At 71.6% G+C, this 12,356-nt stretch carries 6 protein-coding genes and 2 pseudogenes; 4 read left to right on the top strand and 4 right to left on the bottom strand.

The features are described 5' to 3' along the window. The first annotated feature begins 66 nt into the window (after positions 1 to 66). Positions 67 to 759 carry a CmcI family methyltransferase gene (locus Val02_RS40260; protein ID WP_203904603.1) on the top strand — a complete coding sequence of 231 codons (693 nt, stop codon included), beginning with the start codon at positions 67 to 69 and terminating at the stop codon, positions 757 to 759. Between the two features lie 9 nt (positions 760 to 768). Here the strand turns inward: Val02_RS40260 and Val02_RS40255 are convergent, their stop codons facing one another. Then, on the bottom strand, positions 769 to 2,058 hold the full coding sequence (locus Val02_RS40255; RefSeq protein WP_203904602.1) for a cytochrome P450: 1,290 nt from the start codon (positions 2,056 to 2,058) through the stop codon (positions 769 to 771). Between the two features lie 11 nt (positions 2,059 to 2,069). Next, positions 2,070 to 3,095 (bottom strand): Glu/Leu/Phe/Val dehydrogenase dimerization domain-containing protein, encoded by a 1,026-nt coding sequence (locus Val02_RS40250; protein WP_203904601.1) that lies wholly within the window; start codon positions 3,093 to 3,095, stop codon positions 2,070 to 2,072. Between the two features lie 79 nt (positions 3,096 to 3,174). Between Val02_RS40250 and Val02_RS40245 the strand changes: the two genes are divergently transcribed. Beyond that, positions 3,175 to 3,642 carry an Lrp/AsnC family transcriptional regulator gene (locus Val02_RS40245; RefSeq protein ID WP_203904600.1) on the top strand — a complete coding sequence of 156 codons (468 nt, stop codon included), beginning with the start codon at positions 3,175 to 3,177 and terminating at the stop codon, positions 3,640 to 3,642. 306 nt (positions 3,643 to 3,948) lie between these two features. Next, a pseudogene (locus Val02_RS47900) lies at positions 3,949 to 4,350 on the top strand (DUF6328 family protein); the annotation flags it as partial. On the opposite strand, the pseudogene Val02_RS48590 reads toward Val02_RS47900, so the two are convergent. Both Val02_RS48590 and Val02_RS40235 read right to left on the bottom strand, forming a co-directional pair. Then, positions 4,282 to 5,466, bottom strand: a pseudogene (locus Val02_RS48590) (mechanosensitive ion channel family protein); the annotation flags it as partial. The pseudogenes Val02_RS47900 and Val02_RS48590 overlap by 69 nt on opposite strands. A gap of 34 nt (positions 5,467 to 5,500) precedes the next feature. Next, positions 5,501 to 6,520 (bottom strand): methyl-accepting chemotaxis protein, encoded by a 1,020-nt coding sequence (locus Val02_RS40235; RefSeq protein ID WP_203904599.1) that lies wholly within the window; start codon positions 6,518 to 6,520, stop codon positions 5,501 to 5,503. 132 nt (positions 6,521 to 6,652) lie between these two features. On the opposite strand from Val02_RS40235, the gene pulA reads away from it, so the two are divergent. Next, positions 6,653 to 12,352 carry a pullulanase-type alpha-1,6-glucosidase gene (gene pulA, locus Val02_RS40230; RefSeq protein ID WP_239153704.1) on the top strand — a complete coding sequence of 1,900 codons (5,700 nt, stop codon included), beginning with the start codon at positions 6,653 to 6,655 and terminating at the stop codon, positions 12,350 to 12,352. Positions 12,353 to 12,356 lie beyond the last annotated feature (4 nt).

Below are 12,356 nucleotides of genomic sequence, written 5' to 3'. Positions count from 1 at the left end.
ACGGTTGAGACAAGGATTTACCCGGACGCAACGGGTCGGCGGCGAAAGGGGCGCATGATCGGACAGATGGAACTGCTTCCACCACCGGTCCACGCGGACCTCAAGGCACCGCTGCGGGACTACTGGCTGGCGCGCGAGGCGCAGCACGTCAAGGACGTGTACGCGGGCGTGCGGATCCAGAAGCTGCCCGAGGACCTGCGGATGTACGAGCACCTGCTCTGGGTCTCGGCCACCGACACCGTCATCGAACTGGGCACCAACCACGGCGGTTCCGCGCTGTGGTTCCGGGACCGGCTGGCGACCATGGTGTCCTACGGCCGGATCAGCGCCCCGATGGTGATCACCGTCGACCTCGACCACACCAAGGCGCACCGTGCGATCGGGGAACCGCCCGGCGTCTCGTTCGTCACTGGCAGCGTCACCGACCCCGGGCTTCCGGAGCGGGTGGCGGCGCTGGTCCGGCCCGACGCCCGGTGCCTCGTCATCGAGGACACGCTGCACACGTACGAGACCACCCGCGCCGCGCTGGACGGGTTCGCGCGCTTCGTGCCGGAGGGCGGGTTCTTCGTGGTCGAGGACGGCATCGTGGACGTGCCGGACCTGCGGCCGGACAAGGACCACCTGGGCACCGGAGTCCTGCCGGCCGTGGACGACTTCCTGCTCAGCCCGGCCGGACAGGGCTTCCGCGCCCGGCCCGACCTGGAACGCTACGGACTGACCTGCTTCCCCGGCGGGTTCCTGGAGCGACACACAGCGTGACGGAATCGCCTACCGGCTGAACCTCAGCCCGAACGGGCTGAGCAGCGCGGGCATCGGGCGTTCCGGGTCGAGCCGGCCGCCGGTCAGCCGCGGGTCGCCGGTGATCAGTTCGGCGAGCAGGTGACTCGTCGTCAGCAGCACCAGATTCTCCGCGGGGCAGCGCGCCGGGCCGCCGCTGAACGGCACGATCCCGCCGTGGCGTTCCGCTCTGCCGTCGAGCCACACGTCGGGCGCGAACGTGTCGGCGTAGTCGAGCGCCGTCGGGTCCCGGTGCAGGAACGCCGCGTGGATCAGCACCGGTGTGTGTTCGGGCACGATCTCGTCGCCCCACCACAGGTCGGCCGTGGTGTCCCGCAGGATCAGCGGCGTCGTCGGCCACAGCCGCAGCGACTCGAGCACACACGCCCGCAGATATGGGAGTAGAGGCCGCTGATCGGCGCGGGCGCGGGCGAGTGCCGCCGGGTGGGTGGCGAGCAGCGCGAGCGTCCGGAACACCGCCATCCCGGCCGCGTCCCAGGCGAAGAGCCAGTGCGCGATCTGATGCTCGGGTGCCGTCGCGACGTCTGCCCGGGCGGCCGTCCCGGCGAGGCTGTCGGGGTGGCCGAGCGTGATGTAGTCCCGCACCCGCTGCAGGAACCGTTCCCGCAGGTCACGGCGGGTCGGATGGAAGTAGGACCAGTTGCCGGCCCGGCGCAGCGTGCGCAGCGAGTCGGTGACCCAGGTGTCGTCCCGGGCGGCCGGCCCGAGCGTGATCGTCCGCACCGCGCGCCACCACTCGCGCGCGAACCCGCGCCACACCAGCGGGTCGCGCTCCCTCAGGGCGCCGCCCAGTTCCGACACCGACGCGAGGATCGGCCCCGCCAGGTGGTGCACCGGCGCCGACGTGTCCAACGCCCGCTCGTTGAACGCCCGCCGCGCGTCGCGGGCGCGCCCACGGGAGATCAGCACCCCCTCCGGTTGGAAGTGCGCGAGCGCGCCGATCTTCTCCCGGTTGGCCGGCGAGAACGGGGCCGGTGCCTGTTCCAGGACGCGGCGGGCCTCGTCGGCGTCGAGCACGAGCGTCAGCGGGCGCGCCGGGATGCGCAGCCGCACCGGACCCGGGCCGTACCGCTCCCGGATCCGGCGCAGCGTGCGCATCGCCCGCCGGTCGGCACCGGTGCGGGCGAGCAGGCCGGTCAGCCGGGGCCGCCGCACGATGACGCCGCGGGCGATCACCGGCGCCAGTACCGTCGCGGCCACCCGCGCGGTGTCGGCGATGCTCGCGTGCTTCGGGGTGCTGGCCACCTGAACGTCGGTCATAAGACCGCTGGTTACCCGGCCGGCACCGGGGCAAGCCTCCGTTCGCGGGCCAGATCGGCGGCGACCCGCAGCGGGGTCGTCCCGGCGTGGCGGGCCCGGGCCAGGACGGTGGCGAGCGTGTCGCCGATGCCGGCGAGCCGGGCGTCGATCTGTGCCGGGGTCTCGTGGTGGATCTCGACGCCGAACCCGTGCAGGATGCCGCCGGCGCTGACGATCACGTCGGGCGCGAACAGGATGCCGCGTTCGTGCAGCAGGTCGGCCACGGAGGCGTCGGTGAGCTGGTTGTTGGCCGGCCCGGCGACGGCGGCGCAGCGCAGCCGGCCGACCGTGTCGGGGCCGAGCAGCCCGCCCAACGCGGCCGGCACCAGCACGTCCGTCTCCGCCCAGGGCGCCTCCTCGGGCGTGAGCCAGCCGGCGCCGAGCTCGTCGGCGAGCGCCTTCTTGCGGTCGTCCACGTCGGTGATGGACAGCGTGGCGCCGGCCTCCGTCAGCAGGCGCGCGAGGGGTGTGCCGACCGCGCCGGCGCCGAGGAGGGTGCAGCGCAGGCCGTCGAGTTCGCGCCCGAGGTCCGCCGCCACGGCGCGGATCGCCGCGAGCGCGCCGACCGCCGTGGCGGGGGAGGAGTCGCCGCTGCCGCCGTTCTCCGGGGGGCGGCAGAAGACGTGCCGGGTGCGCTCGGCGATGACGTTCATGTCGGCGGGGGAGGTGCCGCTGTCGGGGCCGGTGCCGTAGACGCCGCCGAGGCCCTCGACCGCGTCGCCGACGTCGAGCAGCGCCGCGCGTCGCCGTTCCCCGGAAAGAGGTCCGTCGGAGGCGATCACCGTCTTGCCCCCGCCGTGCGGGAGCCCGGCGAGCGCGGCCTTGTCGGTCATCGCGGCCGAGAGGCGCAGCGCGTCGTCGAGGGCGTCCTTCCAGTGGGGGAACGCCTTGAGCCGGCACCCGCCGATCGCCTGACCCAGAGTGGTGGAGTGCACCGCGATGATCACCGGCAGACCGGAACGGCGGCCGGTGTGGATCCGCACCTGTTCGTGTTCCATGCGGGAAACGCTAGGCACCTCGACGGCCCAGCGGCAGGTGCACCGAACATAATTCGGCGGCAGCGGCAGAATGGCGATCATGGACGACATTGATTCGGCGATCGTGCGGGAACTCCAGACGGATGCCCGGCAGACCAACCGCGAACTGGCCGCCCGGATCGGCATCGCACCCTCGACCTGCCTCGAACGGGTACGCGCCCTCAAGGCCCGCGGCGCCATCACCGGCTACCACGCCGAGATCAGCCTCCCGGCCCTGAACCGGCACGTCCAGGCGCTGGTGGCGGTGCAGATCCGGCCGCTCAGCCGGGCCGTGATCGACGACTTCAAGACGTACCTGTACGGCCTGCCGGAGGTGCTGTCGGCGTTCATCCTCGCGGGCGGCGACGACGTGCTGGTGCACGTGGCCGTCCAGGACGTCGAGGCGCTGCACGCGTTTCTCATGGACCGCTTCACCAAGCGGCGGGAAGTCGTCAGCTTCCGCACCTCGGTGATCTTCGAGCACACCCGGAACCGGGTGGTCGCACCGCTGGGGGAGCCGCGGGCATAAAGAAACCCGGGGTGTCTCCGTGCTGTACCTCTGAGGCATTGTGCCTTTGAAGCACTGTGCCTCTGCGGCACTGGCACGGGCCGGCTGGACAATGTCCGGCACCCCGGGAATCCGGTGAGTCCTGGAAGTCGCCGAGCCGCCGACGCGGCCTAGGCGAGGTCGGACGGCGGCTAGCTGGAGCCCACCTCACGTGTCCGGTTCATACTCAAAACTGGATCACCTCCTTCCTCGTGTACGGCAACGCTAGCGCCACCCCGCGCCCGGTGCCAACGAATATTCGGAAGGCTCTCGGGGTAAATCGCGGCCGTGGGAGCGAACGACCGTCATCGAGAACTACGACCCGACGAGACCGAGGCCGAGCGGGCCGACCGCCAGCTCGGCGAACTGCTCCAGGAGTTGCGCGTCGCACAGACCGGCGTGCAGATCCTGTTCGCGTTCCTGTTGACCATCCCGTTCCAGCAGCGGTTCGGCGAGTCGGTCGGGACGAACCTGCGCTGGGAGTACATCGGCACGCTGATCGCGACCGCCGTGTCGTCAGGACTGCTGATCGCGCCGGTCTCGCAGCACCGCATCCTTTTTCGTCAGGGCCGCAAGCCCCTCCTGGTGACGATCTCCGACAAGATGGCGGAGTGGGGGCTGTTCTTCCTGGCCCTGGCCATCCTCGGCGCCGTCTACCTGGTGCTCGCCGTCGTCTCCGGCACGGTCACCGCCGTGGTCGTCGTCGCGGTGCTCAGCGTCCTGTTCCTGGTGACGTGGGTGATCGTGCCGATGCGGCTGCGGGCCAGGGGCGATCTGGGGAAGGACTGAACCGTCGATTTCGGCGCGCACCCGCGGCAGCGCGTCGGGGTGCGTGGTGCGCAGCCAGGTGACCAGGTCCTCGCGCACGTCGCAGCGCAGGTCCCAGAGCGTCGGCGCGTCTCCGGCGCTCACCAGGGCGCGCACCCGCACCTGCGAACCGGTCGCGTCGGTCACCTGCAGCGCGCAGACCCGGCCGTCCCAGCGTTCGTTCTCCTTGACGGTGCGCTCCAGCTGGGCGCGCATCGGCTCCATCGGCACGCACCAGTCGACGTCCAGTTCCACGGCACCGATGACGGCCGCCTCGGTGCGCGTCCAGTTCTCGAACGGCGTCGACAGGAAGTACGAGGTGGGCAGCACGAGCCGCCGGTCGTCCCAGATGCGTACGACCACGTAGGTGAGGGTGATCTCCTCGACCCGGCCCCACTGCTGCTCGACCACCACGACGTCGTCCAGCCGCACCGCGTCGCTGAACACCAGCTGCATGCCCGCGATGACGTTCCCGAGAAGGCTCTGCGCGGCGAAACCGGCGATGACGCCGGCGATCCCGGCGGAGGCCAGGACGCTCGCACCCGCCCCTCGGAACGCCGGGAACGTCAACAGCATCGCGCCGACCGCGAGCACCGTGATCCCGGCGACCCCCATCCGCTGCATCACGCTCACCTGCGTGTGGATGCGGCGGGCGTTGCGGTTGTCGCGCACGTCCGTGCGGAACCGGGGCAGCGCCAGGTCGATGACGATCGCCAGCACCGCCGCCGCGCCCCAGGCCAGCAGCGCGATGTCGACCAGCAGCAGCACGTGCTGGGCCGCGCGGTGCCAGTCGGCGCGCGGCAGGCCGACGATCGTGAGATGCGCGGCGAGCGCCACCACCGCCAGGTGGGCCGGCTTGCGGCCGTGCTTGGACAGCGCGGCGGCCACCTGGGTGCGGCGGGCGGCGCGGCGCAGGATCAGGCGCAGCAGATACAGCACGAGGAACCCGACCACCAGGGTGGCCAGGCCGAGGCCGATCGGGACGAGGGCGTCGGACATGCCCTCCTGCCTACCCGCTACCCCCGGGGGTGCGTCAAACCCCCGTGTTCTTGCTCTCCACGAAGTTGGCCATCACCTTGGCGCGGTCGGCGGCCACCGCCAGGTTGGCGCTGATGTCCCGGGTGGTGCTGGTCTGCTGGTCGACGGTCTCCGCGATCGAACGCTGCTTCTCGTCCACCTTCACCACGATGTGGGAGATCTCGGCGATCGCCTCCACGGCGGCGTTGCTCAGCGACTGGACCTGGCCGATCATCTCGTTGATCCGCTCGGTGGCGGACTTCGTCTGCTTCGACAGCTCCTTGACCTCGCCGGCCACCACCGCGAACCCCTTGCCGGCCTCACCGGCGCGGGCCGCCTCGATGGTGGCGTTCAGGGCCAGCAGGTTGGTCTGGTCGGCGACCTGCGTGATCGTCTTCACGATCTCGTTGATCCGGCCGGAGGCCTCGCCGAGCTGCACCATCGTCTCGTTCGCGGCGCGGACCGTGGAGATCGCCTCGGCGACGGTCTGCGAGGCGTCCGAGGCGTGCCGCGCGATCTCGCTGGCGGTCGCGGCCAGCTCCTCACTGGCCCCGGCGACCGTGGCGAGAACGGCGCTGACCTCCTGCGTGTCGTCCTGGGCGCGCTGGTCGGTGGCGCGGCGTTCGGTGATGTCGGCCCAGGCGACCGTGTAGCCGACGCACTTGCCGACGTCGTCGAGGATGCGGCTGATCTGGGTGCCGATCGTGGCGCCGGCGAACTCCAGCAGCGTCGAGACCATGTTGCGGTGCGGGTCGGTGAGCTGGTGGCGCAGGTCGTTCGGGTGCGGGTGCAGCTTGGCGAGATCCTCGCCGACGAGCGTCTCCGGCCGCAGGCCGATCCGGGCGAGCGGGCCGGCGAGGTTCTGCAGGGTGGCGACGGCACGCGGGTTGACGTGCATGATCGTGAAGTCGGCGTCGGTCACGAAGATGTTCGCCTGCACCGAGTCGAGCACCGCACGCACGAACCGGGGGTCGTCGAGCGGACCGGTGAAGCCGGGCTCTGCCCTGCCGGTCCCGCGTGCGGTGAATAGGCCCATGGCTCCCCTGTCGACCGGATTCCCGCCTAGCTGAGGCAAACCGGAACCCTCCCTTGCGGGTGGGGGAGTTCATCGATACGTTGCCGCCATCTCCACCCCTCCGCCAAGGGGTTCCGGGAAAGGCGGCCGCCGATGTTCCGTCGTCTCCTCGTCCTGCTCATGCTCGTGCTGCTCGCCGTCCCGGGCAGCCTTCCGCCGACCGCCGACGTGCCGGTGGACCCGACCGGCGGCGGCTGGGCCGAGGAGCCCGGTGCCGCGTCGCTTGCCCGATGGGGCCAACGTGAGCAGGAGACGAAGGCCGAACAGTTCTACTTCGTGCTGCCCGACCGGTTCGCCAACGGGGACCCGGCCAACGACACCGGCGGCATCCCCGGCGACCGGCTCGCCCACGGGTACGACCCGACCGACAAGGGCTTCTACCACGGGGGAGACCTGAAGGGGCTGCTCGCGAAGCTGGACTACATCCAGGGGCTCGGGACGACCGCGATCTGGATGGCGCCGACGTTCAAGAACAGGCCCGTGCAGGGCGAGGGCGCGGACGTCTCGGCCGGCTACCACGGCTACTGGATCACCGACTTCACCGCGCTGGACCCGCACTTCGGGACCGAGGAGGACCTGAAGCGGCTGGTCCGGGAGGCGCACCGGCGGGGGATCAAGGTCTACCTCGACGTGATCACCAACCACACCGCCGACGTGATCAAGTACGCGCAGAACCAGTACACCTACCGGAGCAAGGCCGACTACCCGTACCGCGACGCGCAGGGCCGGCCGTTCGACGACCGCGCCTACGCCGCCGGCGGCCGCGGCTTCCCCGAGGTCAACACGTCGTCGTTCCCGTACACGCCGGTGCTGCCGACCCCGGCCGACGCCGTGGTGAAGAGGCCCGCGTGGCTCAACGACCCGCTCATGTACCACAACCGCGGCGACTCCACCTTCGCCGGCGAGAACAGCGAGTACGGCGACTTCTTCGGCCTCGACGACCTGTGGACCGAACGCCCCGAGGTCGTCGCCGGCATGACCAAGATCTACGCGGACTGGGCGGTGCGCACCGGCGTCGACGGGTACCGCATCGACACGGTCAAGCACGTCAACCTGGAGTTCTGGCCGCGCTTCGCCAAGGGGGTCACCGACCGGGCCGGGCAGGACTTCTTCATGTTCGGCGAGGTGTACAGCGCCGACCCCGAACTGACCAGCACGTACGTGCGCAGGGGCGGCCTGCCGGCGACGCTCGACTTCCCGTTCCAGGACGCGGCCGCGGACTACACGGCGCGCGGCGGCTCGGCCCAGCGCCTGGCGCAGCTGTACTCCGCCGACGACCTGTACACCACGGCCGGCACCGACGCGCGGCGGCTGCCGACGTTCCTCGGCAACCACGACATGGGCCGCATCGGCATGATGGTCGCCGGCGGGGGCACCGACCCGGCCACACACCTGCAGCGGGACCGGCTCGCGCACGAGGTCATGTTCCTCACGCGTGGGCAGCCGGTGATCTACTCCGGCGACGAACAGGGCTTCACCGGGCCGGGCGGGGACCGCGACGCGCGGCAGGACATGTTCGCCTCCCGGACGCCCTCGTACCTCGACGACGACCTGCTCGGCACCGAACGCACGCACGCGGTGGACAACTACGACACCGGCCATCCGCTGTACGTCTCCATCGCGGCGCTCGGCGCGCTGCGCAGGGCGCATCCGGCGCTCGCCGACGGGGTGCAGGTGACGCGCTACGCGGCGAACGGGCCGGGGGTGTTCGCGTTCTCTCGGACGCTGCCGTCGGAGAAGGTCGAGTACGTGGTGGCGGTCAACAACGCCACGACGGCGCAGACCGTCGACGTGCCCACGTACTCCGCCGGGATGACCTTCGACACCGCCTACCCGGGGCGTGGGCCGGCGCTCCAGTCGGGCGCGGACAAGCGGGTGCGGGTGAACGTGCCGCCGCTGTCGTCGGTGGTGCTCAAGGCGCGCAAGCCGTTCGCTCGTCCGGCCGCCGCGCCCACTGTTTCGCTCGCGTCGCCGGGGGCCGTGCACACCCGGGCGACCGTTGAGGCCGCCGTCTCTCCCGAGGGGCTCAACACCGTCACCTTCGCCGCCAAGGTGGGCAACGGGCCGTGGAAGCCGCTGGGCAGCGCCACCCGGGCGCCGTACCGGGTGTACCACGACCTCGACGGGCTGGCCGCCGGGACGCCGCTCACCTACAAGGCCGTCGTGCGGGACTCGTTCGGGCGCACCGCCACGAGCACGACCACGGCGACCGTGGGCTCGCCGCCACCGCCGGGAGCCGATCGGGACTATGCCGTCGTGCACTACCCGGCGACCGGCACCGACTGGTCGCTCTACGCGTGGGGCGACATCGACCCGGCCTGGTCGACGCCGTGGCCGCAGGGACAGCCGTTCGCGGGGGAGGACTCCTACGGGCGCTTCGCGTGGGTGAAGCTGAAGCCGGGCGCGACGAGCGTGGGCTTCCTGCTGGTCGACGCGGCAGGCAACAAGGAGGTCGCCGCCGACCGGTTCATCGACCCGTCGAAACAGGCGGAAGTGTGGCTGAAACCCGGGGATGTCACCGTCTATCCGTCGCGGGCGGCGGCCACCGGATCGGTCACCGTCCACTATGGACGACCGGACGGGAACTACGCGGGATGGGGACTGCACCTGTGGGGCGACGGCCTGGCACCCGGTGTGCCGACGGAGTGGACCGCGCCGAGGCAGCCGGACGGCACCGATGAGTACGGCGCCTACTGGAACGTCCCCGTCGCCGACCCGTCGAAGCCGGTGAACTTCATCGTGCACAACGGCGACGTGAAGGATCCGGGACCGGACCAGTCCGTGCTGCCGAGCGCGCAGGGCGAGGCGTGGATCCGCTCCGGCGAGGCGCTGGTGCACGCCACCCGGGCGGCGGCGGAGCACACCGCCGTTCTGCACTACCGGCGCGCCGACGGCGATTATGCTGGCTGGGGCCTGCACGTGTGGGAGGGGGCGGCCACCCCGACCGACTGGGCGGCCCCGCTGCCGCCCGCCCGGGTCGACGCCTACGGTGCCGTTTTCCGGGTACCACTGGCGGAGGGCGCCACGAAGCTCGCCTACATCGTCCATCGCGGTGACACCAAGGACCTGCCGGCCGACCAGCTCCTGGACCTGGCCGAGGTCGGTAATGAGGTGTGGATCCTGTCCGGTCAGCCCGAGTACCTGCTCCCGATGCCCGCCGGCGCCGGCGCGCCCGACACCGACCTCACCAAATCCCGGGCCGTCTGGCTCGACCGGGACACCGTGGCCTGGCGTAGTGGTCCCACCGACGGGCATTCGTTCGAACTGCGTTACGACCCGCTCGGCACCATTTCCACTGTGGACGGTCGGCTCGCCGGCGGGGAGTCCATCCGGCTGCACGCCGCCGGTGCGCTCACCGAGGCGCAGCGGCAGAAGTATCCGCACCTGTGGGCATACACCGCGTTCACGGTCGACCGCGCCGATCGCGGGAAGGTGCCGGACGCGGTGCGGGGGCAGGTGGTGTTCGGGGCGTCGAACGCCGACGGGGCGTTGACCGCCGCGACGGGTGTGCAGATCCCGGGCGTGCTGGACGACCTGTACTCCGCGGCGGCGAACGAGACCCTGGGCCCGACGTTCCAGCGTGGACGGCCGTCGCTCGCGCTGTGGGCGCCGACCGCGCGGACCGTGGCGCTGGAGCTGTACGACACGCCGACGTCGCAGCCGGTCATGTTGCCGATGCGGCGGGACGACCGCACCGGCGTGTGGAAGGTGACCGGCGAGCCGTGGTGGACCGGTAAGTACTACCGGTTCCTCGTGGCGGCGTGGCAGCCGGCCAACCGTTCGATCGCGCCGGTCTCCGTCACCGACCCGTACTCCGTGGCGCTGTCGGCCGACTCGACGCACAGCCAACTCGTCGACCTGGCCGACCCGGCGTTCGCCCCGCAGGGGTGGGCGGGGCTACGCAAACCGGCCGTCCCGGCCCGGCCGCAGATCCAGGAACTGCACGTGCGGGACTTCTCCGTCGCCGACGAGACCGTGCCCGCCGCGCACCGGGGCGGATATCTGGCGTTCACCGACGGCGGGTCGGCCGGCATGACGCACCTGAGGTCGCTCGCCGAGGCGGGCACCAACTACGTGCACCTGTTGCCGGTCTTCGACATCGCCTCCATCCCCGACCGGCGCGCCGACCAGCAGACCCCGCCGTGCGACCTGGACGCCATGGCGCCGGACTCCGCGCAGCAGCAGGCCTGCGTCGCCGAGACCGCCGCGCGCGACGGGTACAACTGGGGCTACGACCCGTGGCACTACAACGTTCCCGAGGGCTCCTACGCCACCGACCCGAACGGTCCACAAAGGACGGTCGAACTGCGCCGGGCGGTCGCCGGGCTCAACGGCGCCGGACTCCGGGTCGTCGTCGACGTGGTCTACAACCACACCGTCGCCGCCGGAGCCGACCCGCACTCGGTGCTCGACCAGGTGGTGCCCGGCTACTACCAGCGGCTCCTCGACGACGGCACCGTCGCCAACTCCACCTGCTGCGCCAACACCGCACCCGAGAACCTCATGATGGGCAAGCTCGTCGTGGACTCCGTGGTGCTGTGGGCCAAGACGTACAAGGTCGACGGCTTCCGGTTCGACCTCATGGGACACCACCCGAAGGCGAACATCCTCGCCGTGCGGGCCGCCCTCGACCGGCTCACTCTCGCCGGGGACGGCGTCGACGGCAAGCGCATCCTGCTCTACGGCGAGGGCTGGAACTTCGGCGAGGTGGCCGACGACGTGCGCTTCGAGCAGGCCACCCAGGCGAACATGGCCGGCACCGGCGTGGCGACGTTCAGCGACCGGCTGCGCGACGCGGTGCGCGGCGGCGGGCCGTTCGACGCCAACCCGCGCCAGCAGGGCTTCGGCACCGGCCTCTACACCGACCCCAACGGCGACAGCGTGAACGGCTCCGCCGACGCGCAGCGCGCCCGCCTCGCGCACTACCACGACGTGGTGCAGGTGGGGCTGACCGGCAACCTCGCCGGGTACACGTTCACCGGCGCGAACGGTCAACGCGTCACCGGTGCGCAGGTCGACTACAACGGCTCGCCGGCCGGGTACACCGCGCATCCGGCCGAGGCGGTCACGTACGTCGACGCGCACGACAACGAGATCCTGTACGACGCGGCGGCGTTCAAGCTGCCGGCCGGCACGTCCGCCGCCGACCGCGGGCGCATGCAGACGCTCGCCCTGTCCACCACGGTGCTCGGCCAGGGAACGGGCTTCGTCGCCGGCGGGTCGGAACGGCTGCGTTCCAAGTCGCTGGACCGCAACTCGTACGACTCCGGCGACTGGTTCAACGCGATCCAGTGGGACTGCACCAAGGGGAACGGCTTCGGCCGTGGACTGCCGCCGGCCCCCGACAACGAGGACAAGTGGCAGTACGGGCGGCCGCTGCTGGCGGATCCCGCGCTGGTCCCGTCCTGCGCCGACATCACGGCCGCCGCCGAGCGGCACCGCGAGCTGCTGCGGGTGCGTTCGTCGTCGCCGGTCTTCGCGCTGGCGAACGCGGCCGAGGTGCAGAAGCGGCTGGCGTTCCCGCTCGCGGGGCCGTCCGCCACGCCGGGCGTCATCACGATGACCCTCGACGGGCGGGGTGTCGATCCGCGGTGGCGCACGGTCATCGTGGTGTTCAACGCGACGCCGGGTGCCGTCACGCAGGCGCTGCCGGAGCTCGCGGGCGCCTCCGTCGCGCTGCATCCCGTGCTCGCCGGGTCGGCGGATCCGGTGGTGCGTCAGGCGGCGTTCGACTCGGGGAGCGGCACCCTCACCGTGCCGGGCCGGACCGTGGCGGTCTACGTCAGGAGCTGAACGG

This window comes from Virgisporangium aliadipatigenens (assembly GCF_016863615.1).
Taxonomy (GTDB): domain Bacteria; phylum Actinomycetota; class Actinomycetes; order Mycobacteriales; family Micromonosporaceae; genus Virgisporangium; species Virgisporangium aliadipatigenens.
Note: the sequence above shows the minus strand (reverse complement) of the source record. Positions and strands in the feature narration are given on the sequence as shown.

What these genes read in the sequence shown, in the direction of transcription:
- pulA (WP_239153704.1), top strand. Translation starts at nt 6,653, where the DNA reads ATGTTCCGTCGTCTCCTCGTCCTGCTCATGCTCGTGCTGCTCGCCGTC.
- Val02_RS40250 (WP_203904601.1), bottom strand. Translation starts at nt 3,095, where the DNA reads ATGGAACACGAACAGGTGCGGATCCACACCGGCCGCCGTTCCGGTCTG.
- Val02_RS40235 (WP_203904599.1), bottom strand. Translation starts at nt 6,520, where the DNA reads ATGGGCCTATTCACCGCACGCGGGACCGGCAGGGCAGAGCCCGGCTTC.
- Val02_RS40255 (WP_203904602.1), bottom strand. Translation starts at nt 2,058, where the DNA reads ATGACCGACGTTCAGGTGGCCAGCACCCCGAAGCACGCGAGCATCGCC.
- Val02_RS40245 (WP_203904600.1), top strand. Translation starts at nt 3,175, where the DNA reads ATGGACGACATTGATTCGGCGATCGTGCGGGAACTCCAGACGGATGCC.
- Val02_RS40260 (WP_203904603.1), top strand. Translation starts at nt 67, where the DNA reads ATGGAACTGCTTCCACCACCGGTCCACGCGGACCTCAAGGCACCGCTG.